This window comes from Flavisolibacter ginsenosidimutans (assembly GCF_007970805.1).
Lineage (GTDB): Bacteria > Bacteroidota > Bacteroidia > Chitinophagales > Chitinophagaceae > Flavisolibacter > Flavisolibacter ginsenosidimutans.
Map to the genome: position 1 here is coordinate 3,763,064 of NZ_CP042433.1, position 26,180 is coordinate 3,789,243.

At 47.9% G+C, this 26,180-nt stretch carries 21 protein-coding genes; 10 read left to right on the forward strand and 11 right to left on the reverse strand.

Translation table 11 applies throughout. The annotated features are described in order from the left end of the window. The first annotated feature begins 229 nt into the window (after positions 1-229). The gene (locus tag FSB75_RS15965) at positions 230-1,261 is read left to right on the forward strand and encodes a glycosyltransferase (protein ID WP_146789530.1); all 1,032 of its coding nucleotides are present in this window, start codon (positions 230-232) and stop codon (positions 1,259-1,261) included. Between the two features lie 6 nt (positions 1,262-1,267). Here the strand turns inward: FSB75_RS15965 and meaB are convergent, their stop codons facing one another. Further along, entirely contained in the window at positions 1,268-2,179 is a 912-nt protein-coding gene (gene meaB, locus FSB75_RS15970) for a methylmalonyl Co-A mutase-associated GTPase MeaB (protein WP_146789532.1), read from the reverse strand. 51 nt (positions 2,180-2,230) lie between these two features. Between meaB and FSB75_RS15975 the strand changes: the two genes are divergently transcribed. From FSB75_RS15975 to FSB75_RS16005, 7 genes are all read left to right on the forward strand, one after another. Then, the gene (locus FSB75_RS15975) at positions 2,231-3,490 is read left to right on the forward strand and encodes an O-antigen ligase family protein (protein ID WP_146789534.1); all 1,260 of its coding nucleotides are present in this window, start codon (positions 2,231-2,233) and stop codon (positions 3,488-3,490) included. 71 nt (positions 3,491-3,561) lie between these two features. Further along, entirely contained in the window at positions 3,562-4,320 is a 759-nt protein-coding gene (locus tag FSB75_RS15980) for a glycosyltransferase family 2 protein (RefSeq protein ID WP_172623177.1), read from the forward strand. 102 nt (positions 4,321-4,422) lie between these two features. Continuing rightward, a complete protein-coding gene (locus FSB75_RS15985; protein WP_146789538.1) occupies positions 4,423-5,064 on the forward strand; it encodes an LON peptidase substrate-binding domain-containing protein in 642 nt (213 codons plus the stop codon). A 140-nt stretch (positions 5,065-5,204) separates the two neighbouring features. Further along, positions 5,205-5,939, forward strand: coding sequence for a type III pantothenate kinase (locus FSB75_RS15990; RefSeq protein ID WP_146789540.1), 735 nt, complete (start codon positions 5,205-5,207; stop codon positions 5,937-5,939). Beyond that, positions 5,905-7,278 (forward strand): hypothetical protein, encoded by a 1,374-nt coding sequence (locus tag FSB75_RS15995; protein WP_146789542.1) that lies wholly within the window; start codon positions 5,905-5,907, stop codon positions 7,276-7,278. The genes FSB75_RS15990 and FSB75_RS15995 overlap by 35 nt, the downstream gene beginning before the upstream one ends. A gap of 21 nt (positions 7,279-7,299) precedes the next feature. Beyond that, positions 7,300-7,890 carry an LPS export ABC transporter periplasmic protein LptC gene (gene lptC / locus FSB75_RS16000; protein ID WP_172623178.1) on the forward strand — a complete coding sequence of 197 codons (591 nt, stop codon included), beginning with the start codon at positions 7,300-7,302 and terminating at the stop codon, positions 7,888-7,890. A gap of 58 nt (positions 7,891-7,948) precedes the next feature. After that, positions 7,949-8,938, forward strand: coding sequence for a potassium channel beta subunit family protein (locus FSB75_RS16005; protein WP_146789546.1), 990 nt, complete (start codon positions 7,949-7,951; stop codon positions 8,936-8,938). A 135-nt stretch (positions 8,939-9,073) separates the two neighbouring features. Here the strand turns inward: FSB75_RS16005 and FSB75_RS16010 are convergent, their stop codons facing one another. Then, entirely contained in the window at positions 9,074-13,507 is a 4,434-nt protein-coding gene (locus FSB75_RS16010) for a hypothetical protein (protein WP_146789548.1), read from the reverse strand. Positions 13,508-13,724: 217 nt separating this feature from the next. On the opposite strand from FSB75_RS16010, the gene FSB75_RS16015 reads away from it, so the two are divergent. After that, on the forward strand, positions 13,725-14,546 hold the full coding sequence (locus tag FSB75_RS16015; RefSeq protein WP_146789550.1) for an SDR family oxidoreductase: 822 nt from the start codon (positions 13,725-13,727) through the stop codon (positions 14,544-14,546). Positions 14,547-14,549: 3 nt separating this feature from the next. On the opposite strand, the gene FSB75_RS16020 is transcribed toward FSB75_RS16015, so the two are convergent. Both FSB75_RS16020 and FSB75_RS16025 read right to left on the reverse strand, forming a co-directional pair. Further along, entirely contained in the window at positions 14,550-15,266 is a 717-nt protein-coding gene (locus tag FSB75_RS16020; RefSeq protein ID WP_146789552.1) for a LytR/AlgR family response regulator transcription factor, read from the reverse strand. Beyond that, positions 15,263-16,276 carry a sensor histidine kinase gene (locus FSB75_RS16025; RefSeq protein WP_146789554.1) on the reverse strand — a complete coding sequence of 338 codons (1,014 nt, stop codon included), beginning with the start codon at positions 16,274-16,276 and terminating at the stop codon, positions 15,263-15,265. The genes FSB75_RS16020 and FSB75_RS16025 overlap by 4 nt, the downstream gene beginning before the upstream one ends. 247 nt (positions 16,277-16,523) lie before the next feature. Here FSB75_RS16025 and FSB75_RS16030 point away from each other — a divergent pair, with 247 nt between their 5' ends. After that, complete coding sequence (locus tag FSB75_RS16030) at positions 16,524-16,976, forward strand: DoxX family protein (RefSeq protein ID WP_146789557.1); 453 nt, start codon at positions 16,524-16,526, stop codon at positions 16,974-16,976. A 90-nt stretch (positions 16,977-17,066) separates the two neighbouring features. On the opposite strand, the gene lysS is transcribed toward FSB75_RS16030, so the two are convergent. From lysS to FSB75_RS16065, 7 genes are all read right to left on the reverse strand, one after another. Beyond that, positions 17,067-18,620, reverse strand: a complete 1,554-nt coding sequence (gene lysS / locus FSB75_RS16035) for a lysine--tRNA ligase (RefSeq protein ID WP_146789559.1) — start codon at positions 18,618-18,620, stop codon at positions 17,067-17,069. Between the two features lie 136 nt (positions 18,621-18,756). Continuing rightward, complete coding sequence (locus FSB75_RS16040) at positions 18,757-19,944, reverse strand: parallel beta-helix domain-containing protein (RefSeq protein ID WP_146789561.1); 1,188 nt, start codon at positions 19,942-19,944, stop codon at positions 18,757-18,759. A 113-nt stretch (positions 19,945-20,057) separates the two neighbouring features. Continuing rightward, positions 20,058-21,278 carry a radical SAM protein gene (locus tag FSB75_RS16045; RefSeq protein ID WP_146789563.1) on the reverse strand — a complete coding sequence of 407 codons (1,221 nt, stop codon included), beginning with the start codon at positions 21,276-21,278 and terminating at the stop codon, positions 20,058-20,060. Between the two features lie 18 nt (positions 21,279-21,296). Continuing rightward, a complete protein-coding gene (locus FSB75_RS16050; protein WP_146789565.1) occupies positions 21,297-22,958 on the reverse strand; it encodes a hypothetical protein in 1,662 nt (553 codons plus the stop codon). 70 nt (positions 22,959-23,028) lie between these two features. Then, positions 23,029-23,634, reverse strand: a complete 606-nt coding sequence (locus FSB75_RS16055; protein WP_172623179.1) for an outer membrane beta-barrel protein — start codon at positions 23,632-23,634, stop codon at positions 23,029-23,031. Positions 23,635-23,838: 204 nt separating this feature from the next. Continuing rightward, a complete protein-coding gene (locus FSB75_RS16060) occupies positions 23,839-24,537 on the reverse strand; it encodes a hypothetical protein (RefSeq protein WP_146789569.1) in 699 nt (232 codons plus the stop codon). Between the two features lie 64 nt (positions 24,538-24,601). Then, positions 24,602-25,930, reverse strand: coding sequence for a metallophosphoesterase family protein (locus tag FSB75_RS16065; protein ID WP_146789571.1), 1,329 nt, complete (start codon positions 25,928-25,930; stop codon positions 24,602-24,604). Positions 25,931-26,180 lie beyond the last annotated feature (250 nt).

Here is a 26,180-nt window from a genome sequence, read left to right on the forward strand (position 1 = left end):
CAAGGCGTGAGCATTTGGCTTTTAAGTGCTTTCTCTTAGGCAGCATTTTCGCACTTGCGGCTTACGGCTGCGGACAAATGATTTAAACGAAAATCCGCAGGAGCAACGTTAGATGAATTGTGCGGTTCAAACGAATTAACTGCGCAACGTTGCTGAAACGGCAACGTCTTTGCACGTAACCTTGCGAACGCTAAACCTATTTTTTGTTGCGAAGCCAAGCTTTTTGACGATGAATCACCCACTTGTTTCTGTTTGCATTCCCACATACAATGCGGCCGAATTTTTCGAGCCTTGCCTGCAATCGGCCCTGGCGCAGACCTACGCTAACCTTGAAATTCTGATTTCAGACGATGGTTCTACCGACGACACGCTTGCTGTGGCAGAAAAATACCGGCAACGAGATGGCCGCATCCGGCTTGTAAAAAACAAGGCGAAGGGAATGGTGAACAATTGGAACAATTGCATTGAGCAGGCGCGGGGCGAGTGGGTGAAGCTGCTGTTTCAGGATGATCTTTTAAAACCCGCTTGTGTTGAGAAAATGGTGAACGGCTGCCTGCAGCATAAAGTGGACGTTGGCTTGTGCCGCCGCGATTTTATCATTCATCCCGACGTGCCCAAGATTACCCGCTTTAGTTTTCGGTACAAGATTGTAAGGCCCGAGCGCATCTTCGATGACCTTGCGTACATCTCTCCCGAGCGATTGGCCGCCGGTGCCGCCGAGCATCTCGGCCAGAATGTGTTGGGCGAACCCACCTGCTATCTTTTTCACAAGCGAATTTTTTCGCAAACCGGCTTGTTCAATCCTGAGTTCAGGCAAATTGTGGATTATGAATTTATCCTTCGGCTGGGATTGAAAAACGGCCTTTCCTTTTCAACCAAAACCCTGGCCACGTTCCGGGTGCACAACGCATCGGAAAGCAGCGCCAACACCAAAGAAGGAAAAGCCTTGTGCATCCGGAACGTGGCCGCTGTTACCGGCGACATTATCCTGTTGTTTTACCATTTTTTACACGATCCCGAGTTTGCGCTCATGAAGAAGGCCGCCGGTGAAAAGTTGTTAGACCTTCACATCAAGCACCTTTACCACTCCGGCTGCAAGCACAAAGGCAAAACAGTTTTCAACAAAGCCCTGCAGCCCTTGCGAAAGAAATACAAAGAATTGGGCAGCCTGGAATACAGCTTCTTTAAATACGTTTATTACCGAAAGCTGTTTAAAAACTGGGAAAGACACGACCGGGTTTCCGATGAGAGATACGAATAACGAAACTTATACGGCTTCGTCAATACCGTAAACGAAGCGGTAAAGATTAAAACGGCCTGTTGGCATAATCCTTTCTATTTGCTGCCGCAGATCGGACTTTTGGATGCCCTTCATTCGCTTTTGCTGCAAAAGATGGTAAGCACGTTCGGCCAGCAGCCAGGCTTTTCTTTCGTTGGTCCCGTTTTGTTGAAGATGCTTCTGAATTGCGCTGTACAAGTCAGCAATGCCTTGCTGTGTTGACGCTACCGTCTTAATGATTTCAACGTCATTCTTTTGCTGGTGAAAAGCCGGCGACAGCATCAGGCGCAAATTTTTCACAAAGGCATCGGCATCAGGCCGGTCGCTTTTGTTTACCACAAACACATCGGCAATTTCCATCAGGCCTGCTTTCATCGTTTGCACTTCGTCGCCGGCTTCGGGCACAAGTACTACAACGGTCGTATCAGCAAGACCCGCGATTTCAATTTCACTTTGGCCCACGCCAACGGTTTCGACAATGATGTAATCGTAAGCCGCAGCTTTTATCACATCCGTTATCTCGATGATTTTTGGATGGAGACCACCCATCGAACCGCGTGTGGCCAGTGAGCGAATAAATACCTTCGGATGCGTGTACCAATTGCTCATGCGTATGCGGTCGCCAAGCACGGCGCCAAGGTTAAACGGCGATGAAGGATCTACGCAAAGCACCGCAACTTTTTTGTTGTTGTTTACGGCTTCGCCAATCAAAGCGTCCACCAGCGTGCTTTTGCCCGCGCCGGGCGGGCCGGTGACGCCGATGATTTTTGCGTCGTCGTTCAACGAAAGACTTAGCAAGAACGCTTCGTAACCTTCGTGCTCGTTTTCAACGAGAGAAATAATGCGGGCCAAGGCTCTCGCGTCGCCGCTCTTTAAATCTTGAAGCAGTTGCTGCCACATGAATTAATATTGTTGTTTTGTCCGTAGCTTAAAACTACGGGACAGCTTTAAATGAGGGCACGCAAAAATAGAGGGATTCGGGATTGGCGTAACAACGCTGTCTTCGTTAGCGTGTTGCTCATGATGATGGCCGCTGCCGTTTCGCGTGGCGCTTTATCGGTTAGTCTTATTTTATTCGTTGGCCTTGCCTTGTTGCATAAAAATTTTTTTGTGCAAATCAAAAGCTTCGCGGCTACGCCTTTCCTGTGGAGTCTTTCGCTCTTGTTTTTTCTTCCTTTTGTTTCGGGTTTGTGGAGCGATGATTTGAGCAAATGGAGCGATGTTGTTCGCATCAAGTTGCCCCTGCTTTTTTTGCCGCTGGCCTTTGCCGGTAGTTGGAATTTTTCGAAGAAGCAATGGCTGTTTGCCGCACTGTTTTTTTTAGCACTCGTCTTCAGCGGTTGTGTTTGGGGCTTGATTGATTATGCACAGAACGCCGCGCAAATTCACGAAGGTTATTTGCGGGCCAAAACGCTTCGCACGCCGCTGGAAGGCGATCACGTGCGGTTTAGCTGGCTGGTAAGCGTGGCCGTTATTCTTTGCCTTCTCTTGGCAGAAGCGACGCAGCAAAATGCGCAGAAGGTTTTGCTGTTAGTCTTGTGTTTGTTCTTTGTCATTTACTTGCACGTTCTTTCGGCCCGAACGGGAATTTTCTCGCTCTATTTATTTCTGCTCGTTTACTTTTTGCACCTCCTTTTTAAAATGAAAAACCGCAAGCGGTCAGCGCTGCTTTTTTGTTTCCTGATAGCGCTGCCTTTTGTTGCGTACACGGTGTTGCCAACGTTTAAAGCAAGGCTGCGCTATAATCTTTACGATCTTTCGTTTGTGCAAAAAGCACAATACCTGCCGGGTTCGAGCGACGGCGCAAGAACGATGTCATTGAAAGCCGGGTGGCAGGTATTAAGAGACAATCCTTTTGGCGCCGGCGCAGGCGATGTGATGCACGAAGCGGATAAATGGTATGCGGCGGCTGTACCAAACGTATTGCCCCCGGATAAATTTTACCCGAGCAGCGAATGGTTAATGTACGGTGCATTTGCCGGCTGGCCCGGCGTATTGATTTTTACACTGGTTATGCTGGTTCCTTTTTTTGTGAAAGTTTTCGAGTACAAAATTTATTGGATTGGCTTTCACGCAACGGCTGCTTTTAGCTTCCTGTTCGACATGGGACTTGAAGTGCAGTACGGTGGTTTTTTATACGCCTTTCTTGCGTGTGGCTTGTGGAAAGCGCTTTACGTGAGATGTGAAACGTTAGACGTGAGACAGGAGTGAGCTTTGATGCAAAAAGCCTTAGGTTTCACGTCTGTCGTCTCACGTCTCACGTCTCACAAATGTTTTTAACTATGAGTCATCAATTCTCCATCGTTATTGTTTGCAAAAACGAAGAACGTAATATTGGAAGAGTGCTGCAAAGCCTTGCGGGTTTAACCGACGACGTGCTGGTGTACGACAACGGCAGTACCGACGGCACATTAACCGTTTTGCGGCAATACGGTGTGCGCATTCACGAAGGCGCCTGGATGGGCTACGGCAAAACAAAACGCGAAGCGGTGCGCCTTGCCAAATACGACTGGGTGTTGAGCATCGATGCCGACGAAGCGCTGGACGAAGAATTGCAACAAGCTTTGCAAACCATAAGCCTGACGGACGCAACTACGGTTTATCAGATAGCGTTTAAAAATCTTTTGGGCGAAAAAGTTTTGCGCTGGGGCGAATGGGGCGGCGACAAACACATTCGCCTGTTTAACCGGACAAACGTGAACTGGGACGAAGCTCCCGTGCACGAATCGCTGACAATACCGCCTTCTGCTGTCGTAAAAAAATTGCCGGGCTTCATTTTGCACCGCACGGTGAAAGACACGGTTGAGTACAGCAATAAGATGGTGAAGTATGCTTTGCTGAACGCCCAAAAATATTATGCGCAGGGAAAAAAGTCCTCCTGGTTAAAACGTTACGTAAGCCCCCGCTTCACCTTTGTGAAGCATTATATTTTTGGACTGGGTTTTTTAGACGGCTGGGAAGGTCTGCTCTCCGCCCGCATGACGGCATTTTATACCTTTTTAAAATACGCAAGGCTGTACGAGTTGTGGAGAAAAAGTTGAATAGTTGATTCGTTGAGTGGTTGACTGGTTTATTTGAACCAATTAACTTCTCAACCGATCAACTTTTCAACCGCCTTGCACCAAATTTGCAGCACCAAACGCATGACGAACTTCATTCCGATATTTCCTTTGGGCATTGTGGTTTATCCCGGCGAAAGCCTGAACCTGCACATCTTTGAGCCGCGGTACAAGCAATTGATTAAAGAGTGCAACGAGAACAACAAGCCCTTCGGCATTCCGGCCGTGATTGAAGACCGCCTGCAGGATTACGGCACGGTAGTGCGCATCAAAGAAATAACAACAGCGTACGAGAACGGCGAGATGGACATTAAAACCGAAGGTGAAAAAGTCTTTCGCATTTTAGAGGTCATCAAAGAAATTCCCGACAAACTTTACAGCGGCGCTATTGTAAACTACCCGGCCAACCACGAGCAAGGCAGTGCCGAAGTGATGCGCCGCGTGGTGAACAGCATCAAGGAATTGTACAAGCTGCTGAAGGTGCAAAAGGATTTTAAAAAAGAAGACGCCCAACTCAACACCTATGATATTGCGCACCACGTGGGCTTTTCACTGCAGGAAGAATACGAGTTTTTAAACCTTCTGCACGAACGCCAGCGGCAGGAATATTTAAAACGCCACCTGGCCAAAATCATTCCCACCGTGGCGCAGATGGAAAGCCTGAAAGAAAAAGTAAAACTCAACGGGCATTTTAAAAATTTAGAGGGATTTAAGTTTGAGGAATAGTTGTTCACGTGTTTACTTGTTCACGTGTTCACTCGTTTGTTGCACAACAAAAAGATTCCGCAACCTGCTACGCTCAACATGTGAACAAGTAAACACGTGAACATGTGAACTTCCCTTGCAAACAATTGAACTTTGTTTCCATGACCCAAACCCTCTGCCTTGATTTTGGCAACACACGGCTAAAACTTGCATTGTTTGAAGAAGACAATTTAAAAGAAGTGATTGTGCTTCGCGAAGACGCCGTGGCGCATTTGAACGAGATCATTCAACAACACAAGCCGCAGCGTTCCATCCTCTCTTCGGTTGTTCATCATGATGAAGCCATCGAAAGGCTTTTGAAAGAAGAAACAAGTTTTCACAAGCTCTCGCATCTTTCAAAACTTCCGTTCAGTATTCCTGTGGGCAAGCCCGAAACCATGGGCGCCGACCGGATGGCGATAGCCGCCGCTTCGGTTTTTTTGTTTCCGGGGCAGAACAACCTGGCCATTGGTTTGGGCACCTGCGTAACGTTCAATTTCATTAACCAGCAACACGAATTTATGGGCGGCTCCATTTCGCCCGGAATGGAGATGCGCTTTCGCAGCATGAACGAGTACACGGCCAAACTTCCACTTGTGCAAGCCCATTGGAACGTGCCGTTGATTGGCTATGACACCGCCACCAATTTGCAAAGCGGCGTGGTGCTGGGCATGGCCAAAGAGATGGACGGCATCATTGATTTATACAAAGAAAAGTTCGGGAACTTTAACGCCCTTTTAACCGGGGGTGATACGGCTTTATTCGAGCCCTGTTTGAAAAACGGGATATTTGCAGACCCTCATTTAATCTTTAAAGGTCTGTATGCAATTAGCCAATACAACGCTTCATCAACATAAATTTTTTTACCTCTCTGCACTGCTTTTTTCGTTCACGGTTTCATCGGTGCGGGCACAGGATAATTCTCCCTATTCACGCTACGGACTGGGCAATCTTTACCCGCAAACAAACGTCATCAACCGCGGCATGGGCGGTGTGGCGGCAGCTTATTCCGACGTGACGTCGGTTAATTATACCAACCCTGCCTCCTATGCGGCCTTCCAGGTTTTCACCGAGCAGCATTCGGGCAAAGTGGCACAAGGCCGTGTAATATTGGATGCCGGTGTGAACATCAACAGCCGCTCGTTAACGGAGCCTAACACCACGCAAGGCTTTACCTCCAGCGAGATTCTTTTTTCGCACGTTTACGTCGGCATTCCCATTCGCAAAAACTGGGGCCTGGCTTTTGGCATCCGGCCCATTACCCGCATTGCTTACGACATTTCGCAAAATGGGCGTCTGTACAATTCTACCGGCGGAAACATTGACAGCGTAAACACGCAATACACCGGCACGGGCGGTTCGTTTCTGCCCACTATCGGTACGGGCTTTGGAAGCGACCATTTCAGAGTGGGCGTGAACGTAGGCTATCTCTTTGGCAGAAAAGAAATTTCTACGCACCGCGTTTTTATGAATGATTCCATTCAGTACGCCGCTTCCGATCACACAACCAATACCAGCTTCGGCAATTTGTTTTTCAACGCAGGCCTGCAATACCAGGCTGACCTGAGCAAGACATCCATCCTGCGTGTTGGCGCATCGGGAAACTGGAAGCAAACGCTGAAAGGCTCTCAGGATGTTTTGCGTCAGACCTATACACGCAATTCGGTCGGCGAAGAACTGCGTATTGACAGCGTATTTCAACAAAGCGACATAACCGGCGACATTATTTTCCCGGCCTCTTACACTGCGGGCTTTATGCTGGACAACGCACCGGGTGAAAAAACACGCGGCTGGAGCGTTGGGCTGGATTACAACACAACGCAATGGAATGACTACCGCTTTTTTGGTGCGAAGGATTTGGTGCAAAACAGTTGGGAACTAAGAGCCGGTGCGCAACTAACACCGTCGAGAAGCGCCAGCCGTTACGGCCAATTTATCAATTACCGCTTCGGTGTTTTTAGCGGCCAGGATTACATCAACGCAGATAAAAAACTGCCCGTGCTTGGCTTTTCGTTCGGTATGGGTTTGCCGCTGCCCAACTACAGCCGCTTGAGCGGCCAGGTGAGTATGATAAACCTTGGCCTGGAGTACGTTCGCCGTGGCAACAACGACAACAAAATAAAAGAGAACCTCTTCCGTCTTTCCATAGGCCTCAACTTTACCGATATGTGGTTTGGCAAGCGCAGGTACGATTAAGTGAAACGTCAAACGGCAAACGTGAAACCGAAGAAACTCTCAAACCGTAACGAACGCTTGTCTCACGTCTCACGTCTCACGTTTCTCATCTTTTGTTTGTGCCTGCTTGGTTGCGAAAACGATCCCGACATCGTGAATCAAAAGAACGACCGCAAGCCCAATCTTGAAGAAGCCTACAACATTCAAAGTTTTTTAAGCCAGAACGGAAACCTTCGCGCAAAGCTTACGTCGCCTTTCATGCTTCGCTACGCGATGGATACCTCTTACCTTGAATTTCCGAAAACGCTTCACGTTAATTTCTTCGACAGCACGGGCAAAGTTGAAAGCCAGGTAGATGCTTTGTACGGAAAGTATTTTGAAACCCGCAACAAAGTCTATCTGCGCGACAGCGTGGTTGTGTTTAACGTTAAAGGCGATACGCTTCGTTCGCCGGATTTGTGGTGGGACCAGAACACAAAAAAATTTTACACCGATAACTTCATTCGCCTGCGCACAAAAGACAAGCGGCTTTACGGCGGCAAAGGCTTTGAAGCCGACCAGGACCTAAACCGCTGGACCATCTTTCAACCCACCGGTATTATTTACGTACCCGATAGCATGAAAGTGCAGTAGCTGCCCGGTGCTATTTTTGCACCTTCTTTTCTTCTCTTAACCAGAAAATTTTTACAGCATGGAATACAGACGAATGGGCAAGACGGGCTTGCAGTTGAGCGTACTTTCTTTTGGCAGTTGGGTTACGTTTCACAAACAAATTGACGACAGCATTTCCGATGAACTGATGGGCATTGCTTATGACAACGGCATCAACTTTTTCGACAACGCCGAAGTATACGCTGCCGGTGAAAGCGAAAAAATGATGGGCCGCGTGTTGAAGAAAAAAAATTGGGACCGTACCTCATACTGTGTAAGCAGCAAAGCGTTTTTTGGCTGGCGCGGAAAGCAAAACAAACCCAATCAAACAGGCCTTAGCCGCAAGCATTTGACCGAAGCCTGTCACGAAGCCTTACAGCGGTTGCAGGTTGATTATCTTGACTTGTACTTCTGTCATCGCCCCGACAAAGCCGTGCCCGTTGAAGAAGTGGTGCGAACGATGAATACTTTAATTCAACAAGGAAAAATTTTGTACTGGGGCACAAGCGAATGGAGCGCCGCGGAAATTATGGAAGCGCACCGCATTGCCGCGCAATTGGGTTTGATCGGACCATCGGTGGAGCAACCGCAATACAACCTTTTGCACCGCGAAAAAGTAGAAAAAGATTACCTCGATATTTTTCGCACCGTAGGCATGGGAACCACTATTTGGAGCCCGCTTGCCAGCGGCCTGCTCACCGGCAAATACAACAACGGCATACCCGATGACAGCCGCTTTGCCTTGGAAGGTTTTGACTGGCTGGTGCGGCAGTGGATGGAGCCTGACAAACTTGCAAAAGTGAAAGAGCTGACAACCTTTGCCGATGAATTGGGCGTGCCCGTTGCCACACTTTCCCTTGCGTGGACAATCAAGAATCCGAACGTAACGACAACCATACTCGGAGCCACAAAAAAAGAACAGCTCACCGAAAATTTAAAAGCATTGGACGCATTGCCGAAACTTACACCCGAGGCAATGAACAGGATTGATGAAATTGTAGGAACAAAACCAGAGTTGCCGGAGTATTGATCTGAACCGCGATTTGGGAATTAAAAGATTTTGGAAGAAAGAAAAGAGTCGTTCAGTGATGAACGACTCTTGCTTTATAAGATTGTTTTTATTTCCTCCTAATCCGGACACTCCGCCCAAATCGTGGTTCAGAAATTACTGTTTGATAATTTTCCCGCTATACAAACTTTCGCCCGTTGTCGTTAACCGAATAACGAGCTGGTAACTGCCTCCGGGCATTGTGCCAATGTTTACTTGTTCGTCGTGCAGCGATGTTGATTTCATTATCACACGTGCGCCAAGGAAGTTGTATAATTCAATGCTAACTTTTTCGGCCGTAGGCTGCGAGTACTTGATGTTCACGATGTCTTTTACAAGCGTTGGATAAACCTGCACGCCTATGCCGATGCTGTTCTTCTGTAGCTTAATGATGTTTGAATACTTCGTTGTGCCCGTTGCACTCACCATCGCCAGGCGATAAAACTGAACGGTGCCCGCTTTGGTGGGATCGGTGAAGCTGTATTGTTTTTGCGCGGCGCTTCCGCCCTGTGCGTTTACAAAACCGATGGCCGTGAAGTTGCTTCCATCTGTTGATTTTTCAATTGAATAACCCTTGCTGTCTTCACTCGCAACCGTCCATGCCAATTGACCGTAGTCGTTTTGCAAACGACCGGTGAAACTTAACAGGCTCGTTGGCAAAGGTGAGTTTACGCCGGTTGCTCCCACTGCAAAACCACTGGCCAAGGCACTTAAGAATTGTCCGGTAGCCGTCCAGTTGGTGCCAACCGAACTCCCAATCATTGTTACGCTTGTTACATCGTTCACATGCTGGTTCGATGGCGATACATCGGGCACATAAAAGCCGTTCGTAACTCTTACCATTTCTGTATTTGTCCAAGATTTCCCCGTGACAGATGTATACCCGGTCTTTTCCGCATCCGTGTAATACAAGGTGATTTTATATTGGCCGCCTGGGTTGTTACCGTTCTGCGACGGAATGACTTTAAACGACTTCGACGTAACGTAGTTGGCTGCGTTGTTGCTCCAGAAAGGTTGTGCATACACACTGCCGTTGACCTGCCGGTCTATCTGCACCGTGGTGCAACCATAATCGAGGCTCGTTAAGTTTTGAATGCGGGCCAGCAACTTGCCGTCTGTTTCGTCATAGAAATAAACGTCTTCATTTGGTCCGAGGTAGGCGGCCTTGGAGCGATTCAAAATTGTTTGAACCGGTGTTTCTGTGCGGGCCTGTTCAAAGTATAGCAACGGCCTGTAATAGCTAACAAGGGTTGGTGTGGTAAAGGCGCAGCCATCATCGGTTGGCACATTGGTGCTCACCGCTCTCACCTGGCAGGTTTGTCCTTTCGGATCGGTTTCTCCTTGTAAGATGTCATCGCCGCTGCCCGCAGGCAAAGCAACCGGTGCTGCCGGTGGTGCAGCTAAATTGTTGTAACAAAACTGCACGATAATGTTGCTCGTTCCGTCCCAATTAAAGGGCGTTGTCACGGCGAACTTGTTTTCACCCGCAACGCTGTTAAAGCCTGTGATTGGTGCGGAATACACAGTGGTAAATCCGGCCGTGCTTACAAAGCCTGCGTTCACGTTATTAAGCGATGCCGAAACAGAACCCATTAAGATAGTCAGTCCCATAAAGGGTTGCACGCTTCCTTTTGTTCCAACTACAAACGATAAGGACGTGATGGGACCGGCTTTCAAACCCATTGCCAGCAATTCATCTTTGCGATAGAGATACTGCATCTTTTTATCGCTTTGCGATCCCTGCAAAGGACTGGAGCCGCCAAGGTTTGTATTGTAAATACCAGAAGGAATTGAAACGGTTGTTGCCGCTTTCGGAATCTTTAAATAATCATCATCGGCAATGCGGAAATCGTAGGTCTGTTGCATACCGCCTTTTACGGCGTTGGTTGTTCCGCTGATGGTGTAATCAATCGTGAAGAATTCATTCTGTGCTTCCGTGTTTGCATCGTTGTAAACACGAATCACAAAACTTTGCGGCGCGTTGCTGCCGCTGGAAAACGTGAGTGTTTTTGGTATGATGTCGTAGTCCTGTCCTTCGGTTGCTGTTGCCGTTGGTGCAACAACATTTAAATTAACCGTTGCCGTTCCCGTTGGTGCATCGCTGATATACATCGTTACAGGATAATCTTTATAGCCTTTGTCGCAACCGGTTGAAACGTTTGCTGCTGCTTCGCTGCCCGCGCCACTTGACGTTCCAAAGTTTACGGCAGGTGCGTTTGCTGTGCCGGCAAGTGTTGTTGTGAACAAGCCTCGGCCGTGCGTAGCGGCGGCCATTTGGTTGCCCACGATTTTCAGCATGTCCACGCGAACGTTGGCGAAACCGCCGTTGGTTGGATTCCATTCTGTAGAGGTTCCAGCTAAATTATCGGTACTCCACACGCCAAGCTCCGTGGCAATAAAAGCCTGGTGATAATTGCTTGGGTTAAATACCACCCAACGCACCGGCATGTTAGGCAGGTTGCCTTCAACATTTGTCCACGTTGTGCCACCGTCGAATGTTTCCAGAACGTTTTGCACGTCGTAGTTGGCATAAGTAATGAGCATGTGAGCCTCGTTACCGGGTTCAATCGCAATGCCGGAAACAGAGCCCGTGCCCGTGCGAACAATCGTTCCGGCAACAGTGCCCGATGCCGTGTTGGCGCCATCAACGTAAACAATTCTTCCGTTGCTCAAACCAAAGTAAATACGGTTGGCAACGTTGGGCGATACCGCGACGTGTGTAACGCTTGCGTTCGCAAAATTCGTGACGGTGATCGCATCCATTGATGTTGATGAACTTCGCGTATCCCAACGCCCAAATTGTCCGCCCACTCTTGTTGAAACGGTTGTATAATCGGCATACAACATTTTTGAAGTGTTGTCCAATGCCGTTGGATTTACAAATGAACCGTTTGATGAATTGCTCACGGTGCTGTTGAAGGTTACACCACCATCAGTTGAGCGATAGTAATTGTTGTACACGTAAGACGTGAACTGGTAGTTCGGGTCTTGCTGATCAATATGGCAAAAAGCGCCGTCACCACCCGATGCTTCGCTTGTTGCTTGCGTACCTGTACCGCCGCTAAACTTTTGCGAACCGTTGTCCTGCGCACCGGCTAAAAAATAATTTTGATTCGCTGGGTGTTGCGCCACCGCGTAAAACTGCGTCACGTTGTAACCGTTGTTTTTTGCATTAACAGTTGCAACCGTAACATCGCTAAGTGCCGCGGTAATATTTGGCGACAAAAAGATGCCGCCGTCATTGCCGAAAAGTATTTTATCTGACGAACCGGGGCTAAAAACAATCGCGTGTTGATCGGCATGAACAACGGGCAGCAAGGGATAAGCCGTTGCAATGGAGTTGTACCATTTGCTTATGTGTATCCACGTGGCCCCGGCATCTATTGAACGGTGCAAATCAACTCCGCCAATTACAAGCGATAAAGGATTATTGGGATCAACCGCTACGGGCAAATCATACCAGGCCTGCCCGCGTGTGAAGTTTGGCGCCGTGGCTACCTGGTCGGTTACAAGCGGCGCCACTCTTGGAGTCCACAATGTACCGGCATTGTTGCTGTACCAAATATTGTTACAATCGTTGCTGTTGCCATCATGTCCCAACACATACACTGTGTTCGCATCGCTTGGTGCGCAAGCAATGGTAATGCGTTGCATGCCGTTGGTAGCATTGGCCGGCGGTGTTTTATTTGTCCAGCTTCCGGCATCGCCGGTTGCTGATGTCCAAACAGAGCCTGGAGAAAAGATGCCGATTGAAGCCCACAGGTTTCCGTTTGCCGCAATTTCTAAATCGGCACCGGGGCCGCCGCCCAAAACCTTTTCCCAGGTAATGCCGCCGTCTTTGCTGCGCATGATGCCACCGGGCGTTGTGGCTGCATACACATAACCGTTGTTTGTCACCACAATCTTTTGCACCGTTCGAAAATTGCCATCAGTCGTAGAGGGCAAGTGTTGCCAGGTAGTACCGTTGTCAAGGCTTCGCCAGATGCCAAAGCCTTGCACGGCATCCACGTTAAAATAACCTTCACCCGTTCCGAAATACATTTTAGCGGGATTGTTTGCTTGTTGTGCAATGGTGGAAACGGCGAGGTTGTCAAACTGATCGCTGACTTTATTCCATACCGGCGCAACGGCATTGATATCAAGACAACGCCACAGGCCGCCGTCTGCAGCACCGGCATATACCGTGCTGTAATCGGCATCGTTCGCATCAAAGAGCAATGATAAAGTTCGTCCGCCGATGTTGTTGGGGCCGCGTTCTACCCAATTAACACCTTGAATGGCGCGGGATTGTGTTCGTTGTTGCAGGCGTTGTGTGGTGTAATCCATTGCCTGCAAAAGTTTGTAACGCGGCACGTCGCCAGTCACCGGGCTTTTGGTTAATTCAAATTCCTGGCGAATGGCTTCTTCAATGTAGCGAAGCTTGTTTCCAGATTCAAGAAGCTCGTTCTCTTCTTCGTTTTCGGTTTTAAAAAGTGTAGGAACTTGTGGACGGAAAAAATAAAAAGCGCACAGCAAGGCTGCTGCAAGGCAGGCAAGGGTAAATCTTTTCATGGTGAACGTATAGTTATTAGATAAGGTGAATCAGCCTTTCAAAGGAAATAGTAAGCGGTCATCAAAGGATAGAAGAATGGCGGGTTGCCTGTAAGGTTAGTGTGTTTCTCCAGGGGCGGATTAGTAACAAAGGCGCTCTCATCTATACAAACGTCGAGCCAATTTCACAATTGCTTAACATTGTATGGATATACTGATTTCTCTAAAAACTGGATTTATGAATCTGAAAAATAAAACGGCGCTCATCACCGGCGGTAGCCGCGGCATCGGCAAGGCCATTGCCGAAAAACTGGCAAAAGAAGGTTGCAACATTGCGATTGCGGCAAAGACAACCGAACCGCATCCCAAACTGGAAGGAACAATTTATACGGCTGCAAAAGAGATTGAAGCAATCGGTGTACAATGCCTGCCCGTGCAATGCGACATCCGGTTTGAAGAACAACTAAATGCTGCCGTAGCCGAAACCGTGAAGACCTTTGGCGGCCTTGATATTTTAATCAACAACGCAAGCGCCATCAGCCTCACGCCAACCGAACATACAGAACCAAAGCGTTTTGACTTGATGACCGGCATTGAAATACGCGGAACCTTTTTTATGTGCAAGGCCTGCATTCCGCACTTGCGCAAAAGCACCAACGCACACATTTTAAATCTTTCACCGCCACTGAATTTAAATCCAAAATGGTTTGCGCAGCATCTTGCTTACACCGTTGCCAAATACGGCATGAGCATGATTGTTCTCGGTCTTGCGGAAGAACTGAAGAAGGATAAAATAGCGGTGAATGCCTTGTGGCCAAAGACGACCATTGCCACAGCGGCCGTGCAAAATTTATTGGGCGGTGATGCCCTGATGCGCATGAGCCGCAAGACAGATATCGTTGCCGATGCGGCTTATGCAATTGTATCGAAATCGTTTGCGGAATGCACGGGCAATTTTTTTATTGACGAAGATGTACTGCGCGACGAAGGCATAAATGATTTTGAAAAGTACGCAGTGGATGCTTCGCAGAAGTTGATGACGGATATATTTTTGGATTGAGGTTTATCGCTTCAAAAGCCGGTTGTTCACCAATTTCTCCATCACCTGGTCTTTTAAATTTCTGCTGATAGGTAAGGCATGTTGCCCAATGCAAATGCAAGCGCCTTCAATGCTTTCAATTTTTGAAATCGCCACCAAGTAAGATTTGTGGGCTTTGATAAACAGGTTTTGCGGCAGAAATTCTTCAATGGAATGAAAAGTGAGATAGGTGATGTACTTTTTTTCTTTGGTGTGAACGGTAACGTAATTCTGAAGCGCTTCCACGTACAAAATATCGTCGTAAAAAATCTTTACCAGTTTGCCGTCAACTTTAATGAACAAGTAATTGGCAGCAGAATCCTGTTGCTGGTTTTGCGTTCGCACGTCGTAATATTCTTTGGCCCGTAATGCCGCTTTTAAAAAGCGATCAAACGAAATGGGCTTTACCAAATAATCCAAGGCATTCAACTCAAAGCCGTCCAGCGCATATTGCGGATAAGCCGTGGTGAAAATTACCGGCGGCGCTTGTTGCAGCGAAGAAAAGAATTGAAGACCGGTGATCTTCGGCATTTGAATGTCGAGAAACAAAAGGTGAACGTTGCCGCTGCTTACTTGTTCCGTTGCTTTCAGTGGCGAGTCGGCTTCGCCTGCAAACTGCAAAAAATCCACGTCGCCGATGTATTCCTTCAAACCCTTGCGGGCCAGCGGCTCGTCGTCAACAACAAAGCAATTCAGTTTCATGTCAGGAAGAGTTGAAGTTCTACGCCAAACCAGCCGTCGCTTTTTTTGACGGTTAGTTTGTGTTTGTCGGGATAAAGAAGTTGAAGCCGTTTTTGCACATTGTCCAAACCAATGCCACCGCTTTCGGCCACCGCTTTTTCTTCTGTTGTGTTGTAAACCGAGAACAGCATTGAACCGTTTTGCCGCGAGAGATTTATCCGCACTTTGTTTTCTTTGCCGTCGTCAAAATGCGAAAGATGCTTGAACGAGTTTTCCACAAAAGGAATCAGCAGTAAAGGCTCGATGCTGAACTGCGCTACGTCTTCTTCGCAACAAAATTGAACGGCGGTGTTTGTTCCGGTTCGCAGTTGTTGCAAGCCCACGTAATCTTTCAAAAAATGAATCTCTTTTTCAATGGCGATGCGTTTGCCGCCGCATTCGTACAACTGGTAGCGCAGCATTTCCGAAAACCGGTGCAGCGCGTCTCTTGCCTCCGTGTTTTTCTTGTCAATTAAAAAGTAAACCGCGTTTAAGGAGTTGAACAAAAAGTGCGGGTTGATTTGTGCTTTTAAAAAATTCAGTTCGGCCTCCGCTTTTTCTTTGGCTACGTCGGCCATGCGTTTTTGAAGCTGAATGTAATCAACCGCCGACTTGAGCGCAATGCTGGCCAGCACCAAAAAGGCCTGCGTCACAAAATTGTTGTACACCGCCGCCTTCACATTCACAACATCCATTGACTGGCTGAGCACACGGGCTACAAGCAACATTTTTAAAAAACTGCAAACGGCCACAAGACCGGTGAAGGCAATAGCGAAAAGCCCGTACTTTTTTTTGTACAAAAAACGCGGCACGAGCAAGCCGTTTACGGTGTAAACAAGCAAAGCAAGTTCGGTTACTTTTATGATCGTTATCCAAACCGCTTGCGCAAGCGTTGAATAATCCTGGTAGCGCAAATAAAGCCACACGGCTGCTGCAAGCAACCAAAACAAAAAGTGATAACCCTTGCCGGTTGTGTTTTTCGCCGCTATCATACGCTAAACTAAATCTACAAACTATCGGGCTGATAAGCTTTACACTTCCGGCTGTTTTCCCTCCGTCAAATGCAAAATGAGGTTACGGGCAATGTTCTGTTTAATGCGTTCGAAAAGATGTATCTGACCGTTTATACGCGGTTATGCCACTCCAAAATCCCAAACGACGAATTGGTGTAAAATTCAGGTCAATTGAAGCGAAGGCCTCCAAATGAGCGTAACTTTAGGAGAACTAAAATCCAAGGCGATGAATCAACACCTAATTTCCCGGATCGCCATCTTCCTGTTGTCATTCGTAATGATCTTCTTCGGTGTACAACACTATCTCCACCCCGACATGCTGATAACCAAAGTACCCTCGTATTTGCCTGGAGGCAAGGTTTGGGTTTATGTGGTGGGCACAGCTTTTATTTTAGCTGCGCTTTCGTTTATGCTGAACGTTTGGGTGCGCACAACCGCTTACCTTTTGGCGCTGATGCTGCTCGTTTTTGTATTTACCATTCACCTGCCCAATTACTTTGATACGGCCGACAGGGATTACCAGTACCAGTCGCTGATGAACTTTTTAAAAGACCTGGCGCTGGCGGCTTTTGCCTTGTACATTGCCAGTAACGCAAGGCATCAAAAAGTATTGGAAGAAACGTCGCTGGAAGAAGAGGAGAGAGAGGCGCACCGGAGCATGGATTTAGCCCACGAATAAAGGCAAAAGAAATGTCGCACGGAGCCAAGGAGCAAAGGAGGGAATAAAGTTTATTTCTCCTATTTGTTCTCCTTGGCTCCGTGCGAAAAATCATTCCTTGATCTTTACCGTGTCTTCGCTTTCGCCGCCGAATTTCTCGGGCCGCATTTGCGGGAAGAACAGTACGTCCTGTATCGAAGGCTGGTTCGTCAGCAACATGCACAGGCGGTCAATGCCGATGCCGATGCCCGAAGTGGGCGGCATACCGTATTCCAAGGCGCGAAGAAAATCGTGGTCAATGTACATGGCTTCCAGGTCGCCGCGTTCCATCAACTTTACCTGTTCTTCAAAACGTTCGCGCTGGTCAACGGGATCGTTTAATTCGCTGTAGGCATTCGCCACTTCTTTTCCGTTAATCATTAACTCAAAACGCTCTACCAGTCCCGGTTTGCTGCGGTGCTTTTTTGTCAGCGGACTCATTTCAACGGGATAGTCAATGATGAAGGTTGGCTGTATGTAATGGTGCTCGCATTTCCCGCCAAAGATTTCGTCAATGAGCTTGCCCTTGCCAATGTTCGGATCAACGACGATAGCAAGCTGGCGGCACACATCGCGCAAGCCGGCTTCATCCAGTTCGCTTACGTCAAAACCCGTGTGTTCTTTGATGGCGTCGTAGATAGAAATTCGTTTGAACGGTGCTTCAAACGAAATGGTCTTGTCGCCCACCAATACTTCGGTTGAACCGGTAACGTCAATGGCCGCTTTTTCCAACAGCTTTTCCGTTACGTTCATCATCCACAAATAATCTTTGTAAGCGGTATAAAATTCAAGAATGGTAAACTCGGGATTGTGCGTACGGTCCATGCCTTCGTTGCGAAAATTGCGGCTGAACTCGTACACCCAATCAAAGCCGCCAACGATCAACCGCTTTAAATAAAGTTCGTTGGCAATGCGCAAATAAAACGGAACGTCCAGTGCGTTGTGATGCGTGATGAACGGCCTTGCCGCCGCACCGCCCGGAATGCTTTGCAGCACCGGCGTGTCCACTTCCAGCGCACCGTGCTCGTTCAAAAATTCGCGAATGGAATTGTGAAGTTTGGTGCGCTTTACAAAAGTTTCTTTCACCGATGGATTGATAACAAGATCTGCATAACGCTGGCGGTATTTGAATTCGGGATCGGTCACGGCGTCGAAAGCCTGGCCGTCGGCTTCTTTTACAATGGGTAACGGACGAAGCGATTTGGCAAGAAAGGTCAGTTCTTTTACGTGCACCGATACTTCGCCCATCTTTGTGCGAAACACAAAACCTTTCACGCCGACAAAATCGCCGAGGTCAGTTAGCTTCTTCCAAACCTGGTCATAGATTTTTGAATCGCCATCCACTGTGAGGTCGTCTTTGCGCACATATATCTGTATGCGGCCGTGCGAATCCTGCAACTCGGCAAAGGAAGCCTTGCCCATGTCGCGAACAGACATGATGCGGCCCGCGAGGCAAACGTCATCGAAAGCATCTTTGTGTTCGTCGCTAAATGTATTTTTTATTTCGGTTGAGTAGTGCGAAACGGGATACAGCGGCGCAGGATAAGGATCAATGCCGAGTGCTTGCAACTGCGCTAATTTTTCTCTACGAATGATCTCCTGCTCTGATAAGTTTTGTGTTTGCATGTTCACTTTTTCAAAAGTGCTGCAAATGTACTGACAGGCGAAAGAATAACCGGCTTGCTTTCCGCTTAACTCAATATTGAACAACTTTGGATAAAAAGAAAGAAGGGCCGCTTGTGCAAACCCTTCTTTCGAGTGTTTATTGGCAAGCCGGCAAGCTTGAAGGGAAGGATGTGGTGTAATGATTTTTACTCCAGCAGTTGTTATTGCCCGAACCGTCCCAAAGCAAATCCACACCCGGCAGTGGCAAGCCTTGCGGCGGATTATAGCCGTTGTTTTCTAAATGATTGCCAACTACGCTTACGCCATCGGGATTGGGTTCGATATCGGCAAAATACTCAGGAGGTAGCGGCGGGTTAAGCAGGCTGCCCAGGATTAATGTGCTCACTACGGCAATTCCCACAAACTGGTGGCCCGATACTTTATTGTCCAGCACAAGTGTATTGTCGCTGCCTACAATTAAAATTCCGGAGCCGCTGGGAACGGCGGCTTCTAACTCGCCTTCGTGCGCAAAGTTGATGTGGTTGTTGTCTTCTACTTCGTTTTTTGAAATGACAATGTTTGTCGAATGCTTTTCAACAAGACCGGGCAACAACACGGACATGATGCCGACCACGTTGTGATAGCTGTGATTTTTTTCCGCGGTTACGTTCGTGCAATTTTCAATTTCAATTCCGTTTACGTTATCGTGTGCCTCGTTTTTGCTGATGCTAACGTTTGAAGACTGTCCCACGTAAATGCCCGTATCGGAATGGCCCGATGCTTCGCAGTTTTCAATCACGCCGTTGGTTGAGAACACCGGGAATAATCCGTACTCGCCGTTGTTGAGGGTTGTAACACCCGAAAGCAAAAAGCCGTTTACGTGCCGCAGCACAACGCCGTTCTCTTTAAAGTCACGTACCGTTACGTCTTTGAGAACAAAGCCATCACCGGCATCTTCTACGGTAATGCCATCATCCTCGTCGCCGGAATTTTGAATAATCACCGGGCGGTTTTTGTTTTGACTGCCAACGATGGTGATGTTTGGTTTGTTCACCACAATAGCTTCTTTGTATGCGCCTGCCTCTATTTCAATCACCGTTCCCGGCGATGCAGCGTTTACCGCGGCTTGTATGGAAGTGCCTTGGTGAACAACAATCACCGGTGTTTTTTTGGCCGCGTTTTGTGCCTGGTTCATCGCGGCAGTTGACTGCGTTTCGGGACTTGGCATTAATTCTTTTTTGCAACCGCTGAAAATAAAAAGCACGGTTAGGGCAGTTGTCGCCAACGAAAGTTTTTTGTTGCTGAACCGCCTGCGGGGAACCTTGTCATTGCTTTGCTGTTTCATTTGTTGGTTTTTAATGTTGAGGAATAAAGAGGAATAACAAGCCCGGTTCGCTTACAGCGAAAGGTTTTTAAACGGTAGTTTTCCGATAGCGCTACACAAGGCGGCAATCTTCTTCAGGCAATCTTTCCAAACCGCGGACAACTGTTTTCTTTTTGCGGCAAAGCTTTTTCGTTGGCGCGAACGATGGAAAGAATGTTGTAGGACTTGGTGTGGCAAAACGGGCAGGCGTGCACGTCGCCGGCCGAATCAATGTACACGCTGCGGCTGCCCGAAAAGCAACCCACTCTGCGCTGGTGATAACCGTGGTAAAGCATGGTTGGATGATGACGATACTTTGCGGCGTGATTCACCAACGTGAAGGTTTCTTCAAGCAAGGCAATGTGCGCTTCGTCAAGCAACACATCTTTATCGGCATAGTGACCAATGTTGCGCGGCTCAAGTACCTGCACAAATTGAACGCCGAGGCTTTTCGCAAAATCCATGTAAGGCAACAGGCAATTTTCGTGGAGAAAGGTTTTGGTGGCACACACGCTCAAAGCGGTTACCAGTCCAACGTTTTTTGCGGCAGCAACGGCGGTCAGGGCATTGTTAAAGGCGTTTTCTTTTCCACGAAAAGCGTTGTGCAAATACGGCAGGTAATGATCAAGGCTTACAACCACGCCTTTGCATCCGGCCTCTCTCAACAGCCTTGCGTTGTGCGGTGTAAAATTGAAGCCCGATGTAAGTACCCAACAGGCTACGTGCGGACTGGCATAGCGGACGAGTTCAACCAAATCTTTTAAACGCACCATTGGTTCGCCGCCGCTAAAATGAATTTGCAGCACGCCTTCGTTTTTGTAGAGGTCAATGACCCTGAACAAATCTTCTTTGGTGAAGGATTCTTTTTGATTCAGATTGTCCCATTCAAAGCAATGTTCGCAACGCAAGGGACATTTGCGGGTAATGGCAAGATGAATGAAGGACAACGTTTCTTTTGTGGTCAATGGAGATGCGTGACGGCGCAATTCTGTTTTGATCAAATCGTCGTAAGCTTTCGAAGGCCAGCCGGGTGTGTACAGGTTGAAATAATATTTGCCGTCAACCTTGTACATTTTTTTCAAATCGCCGCCCCATACGTTGTTGCGCAGGCGAAGCATGTCGTTAAACGTGCGAAGAATGAGCGAAGGTTTTTTTAAAACGCAGCAGGCGAAATAAAAAATGCGCAGCTTGACGGCCCACCACAAAAAAGTTCTTTTCAGGAACGACACACGGCCCGTTTTAGCACTGCAATCGTTTATAAAATCCGAAGCTGCCGGTTGTAGGTTAATGCGTTTGTAGCGAAGCGTTGTTTCCATAAAAATTTTTTAAGGACGTTATTTCACTGCCATCAGTGGTAGGCTTTCGGCTTGCAGTTGTTTGTACAGTTCTTTGCCGTAAATAGGGAAGGCGTTGGGCTTTAAAAACCGTTTTAAAAAAGCCACGTTCGGACCGTTGGTGAAGTTGCGTACGTGCCTGTACCAGCCTTTTGTGTGCAGTATAAACGTTTGTGTTTTTGACGCTCCGGCAAGCGGCGATGATTTGTAACTGAGCGTTGTGCTGTTGCCGATTTGCGGTTGTTCCAAATACGTTCCGTCTTCGTTTTGCAGCAAGGGTAAAACGTTCCTGCCCGTTTCGTCTGTTGCCGTTAGCGGCGAAAGTTTTTCAACGGAAAAATTTTCGCCTTTTGAAAAATCAAGACCGGCATAATCAATTTCCCAAAACATAAAACCACTCGATAAACGAACGTCAACACTGTCTTCATTTGATCCTCTTAAATCTATTGGAACAACCAGTGTGCGGTCGGCCAAAGGACCGGTGGTGGTGATATCACTAATCTTTTTCCATCCCTCTTTTGTACGCAGCGAAACCGTGAGCGGCAATTGCTGTTCTTCAATCCATTTTTGCAAAACTTCTTTTGACTTCTTCGATTGTTTCTTCAGGTATTTCTCGTAGTAATTGCCAAAGCCTTTTGCCAATTCGCCGTAGAGCAGGTCAAGCCAATAGCCGTTCTTCAGTGTGAGTACAAGCTTTGCTTTTTGTGCGACGGCTTCTTTCTTAAAACGCAGCACAAGGTTGTTGCTTGCATCGGCAGTTGTTGTATCATCCATATAGGCTATGGCGTTGTCGCCTTCTTTTTGTAAAGCCGGCAAAAGATTTTTTCGGCCGTTTAACGTAGCGGCAAGCGGTTCGTTTGGCGGTGCAATGCTGTAAAGATTTCCTTTTTCATCGGACAGAACTTTTGTGTTTGCGTCGTGCGTTATCACCCACAGGTCGGCGAGATCGGTGTATTGCTTTTCTTTTAATTCGTTGGTGATTTTTACTTGCAGGCTTCCATCCGCCAGGGGCGCCATCTTTAGCGGCAGGTAATCGTGCCGCGCCAGTTGCGGATAGATAGCGCCGCCGTAGATTTCGCCCTGCATCACAAACCGGCTGCCATCGTAAGCGCTTACAAAAGGACAGGAACTTTTGGTAGCAGCGATGATTGCTACTGCTACCGCAAAAGCGCCAACGGTGTACCCAACCGCGCCAATAACGTAACTGTTGGTTGTTCGTTTTTGGTCTTTTTCTATCACTTCTATCTTCTGCACTTTGTCAAGCGGCAGGCTAAAGTTTTCACCAATGGCTGCGTTGGAAACGCCGGTGGCGTAAAGGTGTACTTCGTTCAAGACCTGAAGGTCATCCAACTCGTTTTTTTTGTAGCGCATGTTTCCTCCGCGACCGTTTACCAGGTGCAATTTGTGCGCAGGTGGCAGGGTATCAAGCGTACAGCTAAGTGATTGCCGGTCGGCGCTAAGCGCCATGTTTTTCATGTAGAAGGCCTGCGAATTGGTTCGCAAAACAAAGTACCGGTTTCGTGATTCCAGCGAGTCAATCGTACCCGAAGCATAAGGCCCGGTGCGGCCTGCGGTGGCCTTGTAAAAATTGTGGCAGGCTGCAGCGATAAACAGAAGGCCAAGCCCCAGGAGCCAAGCGTTTGTTTTTGTTAACGTTTGCATACGCAAATCTTTTTAGTCATGAATGCGGTGCTGCGGTTAGCCGTTTCAATGGGTTCGGGAAAACGATGCATTAAAAAAGGTACCCAATGGTGATGTTGAAAAAGCTATTTTTAAAAGAGCCATCGGTGGAATTTAGAAGGGCATTGGTCAAGCCAAGATGATAGCTTGCGTTGAGTGAAAAATCCAACGGGAATACATAACTCAGTAAGCCGTTTAGTCCAACCGTTGTTGACCTTACTTGCGTAGAACCGTATTGATTGCTTAACAAAAAACTGAGGCCCGGCCCGCCGCCGCCGTAAAAGCCACCCGGCTTGTTGCTGAAGTTGTAGACTACGGGAAACGCAAGATCAAGGTAACTGTGGCCATCGGTATAGCTATACGAAGGTGCTTGCGGAGGTATTTGTGTTTTTTTGAAACCGCGAAACGCCAGGTCTGCCGAAGGACGCAAATAAATCCGGTTGTTTAGTCTTGGCAATGTAAACAAGCCAAACACCAAGCCGCCGCTTCCGGTTGTTTCCACCCGCATGGTGCCGCCGAAGTAATAAGGCATTTGTGTGCTGTAACGCGAACCGCCCGGCACGCTTGCACCGGCCTGCACGCCTATGCGAAATTGCGCTGCCGCTTGTGCAGTCAAAAAAAGAAGACAGAACCCCAACAAACAGTTTCTATTTTCCATAAGTAAGTGTTTGGATAAATTGAATCGGGAAGCCATTGCGTGGACTGCCTGATGCGAACAAGTTTTGGCAGTGCGGTGGTTGGAAGCTTGCTGGCTGCAACATCGGCAGAAGAAAAAATACAGTCAGTTTCATGCGTTGTAATTTGTTGCTGAAACGCTTTCTAAAAGATAAAGCAAAATTTTTATTTGTGTGGCTTTCATGACTTATTTTTTATGCTTTGAAGTCAGTAACACTTGCAATCCCACGCCCACATTCCACACATGGCCGCTCTCGCCGGGCTTGAACAAATAACCCAGTTCGGGGCGTATAGCCCACTTGCGCAAATCGCTGCTAAAGCCTGCGCCAATATTGAATCCCATGAGGAAATCATTTTCCGAACCCTGGCCTTTGTTGATGATGTATTCCACGTTTGCCGAAGGCGAGAAATCAACCTGGTTTGATTTAGCGGTGAAGGTGCCGATGACGTGCGGTGCGATGCTGTACGAATTGCTGGACGTTGCAACGCCACCGTTTTCCGATGCGGAGAAATGGTAAAGACTCAAGGGCACAAAAACCGCAAGCTTACCGGGATGGATGCCGAATTTTGGAATCACGCTAAAATAACTGGCGTTGAAGCTTCCATTTTCCGGCTTCTCCACCGGTATCAGTTTTTCGTAACGCACTTTCAGGTCCACATTGTCTGCAACGCCAAGGCCTGCGCGAAAGCCGATGTTGTTGTTCACGGCTTGCGATGCGCCTCCATCGCCGGCGCTGTAATGGGTGTAATGGCCGGCCAGTTCTGCGCCGCCTTTTCCCAGGGTGCCCGCTTTTTCGTACGTGCCGTGAACCGGTGCAACGGTAATGCAGGACGAGAAATAAACAGAAGCAAAAGCGAGTGCAAACAGCAGTTGTCTTTGTTTCATAACGGTTGCTTTTTGGTGGTGAGAAAATTCCGGTTTCAAAAGACCGGGTCAACAAGGGAGTTCATTAGTCGCGGTACTTCACATTTTCTTTGTTGTCTTTTACGGGCAAATCATTCCAAAGAAAGCCTACGATTTGTGCAAGCTCGGGCGAGTAACCTGCCAACTGCGCGACTTCGTTTTTTTGCTGCGGATTAATTTTTTCATCGCCGGCCAAATGCGCCATAATGCCTTGCCTGAAGATGGGCGCTGCAAAGGCTGCAAGGGTTGGCGGCGCACCAAATGCCGGTGTGGTTAGCAGATAATTGAAATACACATCGAGGTGTGCACTCAAAAATGAATTGGCGTATTGCGTAAAGCTCATGCCGTCGGGAAAACTTGCGTTGATGGACGTAACCTGTGTTGTGGTGATGTCAAGGTCTTTGTTCTTCATCACAATCCGGCGATAGGGAATGGGCGCCGTTACCAACGAACCCGTTTCAATGTCAAACAATTCGTTCTTTTCTTTTTCGACACGGGTAATATCGGTAGCATGGTAATGGCCGGTAAAGATGATGCGGAGGCCAGCGTCCATCAACTTTTCAGAAATTGATTGCCAATTATCAATGACGTAGCCGGGATCAAGTATTGATTGATTGGTGTAATGCTCAAGGAGATTGTGGTGCATCATGCCGAAGACTGTTATGTTTTGTGCTTTCGCTTCGGCCAATCTTTCCAGCATCCAGCTTAACGTTTGTGATTTTATGCGTCCCGGCGTTGTTGATTTATCTGTGTTGTCTTCGTAGCGACAAGCATCAATTCCCATGATCCAAAGGCCGGGATAAGGTTGTGCCACATAACTCAACGAATTAGGGTCGCGGCTGATGGCAGCCGCATAGCCAAAGGGTGCGTAAAGGTTGCTGAAGTCTGCCGGTGAAACGTTGGGCGTTGGAAGAGCGTTGTCGCCGTTGTAGCGTCTTGCTTCAGGATTGGATACGTCATGATTGCCCGGCACCACGTAAACTTTTACGCCGTCGCTTTGCAGGCTTTGAAAAAAACCGGCCATTGCTTCGTGACTAATGCGTTCCCCGTCTTTGGTCAGGTCGCCGGGCACCAGCAGAATGTCGGGTTTATCGGCCCGCAAATCAGCCAGCACCCGTCGCCAGATTGGGTCACTGTAAGCAAGTAGTTTCGGGTCTTGCGCCAAATAATCCTGGAAAGCCTGACCCGCCTGGCCGTTGTTGCTAAACAAGGCCGGCGCGGTGTAATGGATGTCGGAAACGACGGCGATTTTAATTTGGTTGTCCTTCATGTTGAAGACGTTTTTTTCAGTAGCGGGGAGAACAATTTGCGTTTCGTTTTTTTTACAAGAAAGCAACGCAACGCAGCTTACGATGGAAAGAAGAAGCTTTTTCATGCCTGAACGATTTAAGGTTATTTGTGGCGCAGGACTTCACTGCGGTGAAAGAATGAGTGAAAGTAGCTTTGGCAAAAGGCGATTGAAAATTGAATTCTGCGTCCTTAGAGAGGAAGTTTGCAAAAATTGCAAACGCTGTTTATACGCCGTTGTAGTGCTGCTATCGAATTCCTTTTGCCGGCAATAAAAATCCAGTGAAGGATTTGAGCATCCTTTCAAGAACTGTTGTTATGAAAATTATTTGTATTAT

What these genes read in the sequence shown, in the direction of transcription:
- FSB75_RS15965 (WP_146789530.1), top strand. Translation starts at nt 230, where the DNA reads ATGAATCACCCACTTGTTTCTGTTTGCATTCCCACATACAATGCGGCC.
- meaB (WP_146789532.1), bottom strand. Translation starts at nt 2,179, where the DNA reads ATGTGGCAGCAACTGCTTCAAGATTTAAAGAGCGGCGACGCGAGAGCC.
- FSB75_RS15975 (WP_146789534.1), top strand. Translation starts at nt 2,231, where the DNA reads ATGAGGGCACGCAAAAATAGAGGGATTCGGGATTGGCGTAACAACGCT.
- FSB75_RS15980 (WP_172623177.1), top strand. Translation starts at nt 3,562, where the DNA reads ATGAGTCATCAATTCTCCATCGTTATTGTTTGCAAAAACGAAGAACGT.
- FSB75_RS15985 (WP_146789538.1), top strand. Translation starts at nt 4,423, where the DNA reads ATGACGAACTTCATTCCGATATTTCCTTTGGGCATTGTGGTTTATCCC.
- FSB75_RS15990 (WP_146789540.1), top strand. Translation starts at nt 5,205, where the DNA reads ATGACCCAAACCCTCTGCCTTGATTTTGGCAACACACGGCTAAAACTT.
- FSB75_RS15995 (WP_146789542.1), top strand. Translation starts at nt 5,905, where the DNA reads ATGCAATTAGCCAATACAACGCTTCATCAACATAAATTTTTTTACCTC.
- FSB75_RS16005 (WP_146789546.1), top strand. Translation starts at nt 7,949, where the DNA reads ATGGAATACAGACGAATGGGCAAGACGGGCTTGCAGTTGAGCGTACTT.
- FSB75_RS16010 (WP_146789548.1), bottom strand. Translation starts at nt 13,507, where the DNA reads ATGAAAAGATTTACCCTTGCCTGCCTTGCAGCAGCCTTGCTGTGCGCT.
- FSB75_RS16015 (WP_146789550.1), top strand. Translation starts at nt 13,725, where the DNA reads ATGAATCTGAAAAATAAAACGGCGCTCATCACCGGCGGTAGCCGCGGC.
- FSB75_RS16020 (WP_146789552.1), bottom strand. Translation starts at nt 15,266, where the DNA reads ATGAAACTGAATTGCTTTGTTGTTGACGACGAGCCGCTGGCCCGCAAG.
- FSB75_RS16025 (WP_146789554.1), bottom strand. Translation starts at nt 16,276, where the DNA reads ATGATAGCGGCGAAAAACACAACCGGCAAGGGTTATCACTTTTTGTTT.
- FSB75_RS16030 (WP_146789557.1), top strand. Translation starts at nt 16,524, where the DNA reads ATGAATCAACACCTAATTTCCCGGATCGCCATCTTCCTGTTGTCATTC.
- lysS (WP_146789559.1), bottom strand. Translation starts at nt 18,620, where the DNA reads ATGCAAACACAAAACTTATCAGAGCAGGAGATCATTCGTAGAGAAAAA.
- FSB75_RS16040 (WP_146789561.1), bottom strand. Translation starts at nt 19,944, where the DNA reads ATGAAACAGCAAAGCAATGACAAGGTTCCCCGCAGGCGGTTCAGCAAC.
- FSB75_RS16045 (WP_146789563.1), bottom strand. Translation starts at nt 21,278, where the DNA reads ATGGAAACAACGCTTCGCTACAAACGCATTAACCTACAACCGGCAGCT.
- FSB75_RS16050 (WP_146789565.1), bottom strand. Translation starts at nt 22,958, where the DNA reads ATGCAAACGTTAACAAAAACAAACGCTTGGCTCCTGGGGCTTGGCCTT.
- FSB75_RS16055 (WP_172623179.1), bottom strand. Translation starts at nt 23,634, where the DNA reads ATGGAAAATAGAAACTGTTTGTTGGGGTTCTGTCTTCTTTTTTTGACT.
- FSB75_RS16060 (WP_146789569.1), bottom strand. Translation starts at nt 24,537, where the DNA reads ATGAAACAAAGACAACTGCTGTTTGCACTCGCTTTTGCTTCTGTTTAT.
- FSB75_RS16065 (WP_146789571.1), bottom strand. Translation starts at nt 25,930, where the DNA reads ATGAAAAAGCTTCTTCTTTCCATCGTAAGCTGCGTTGCGTTGCTTTCT.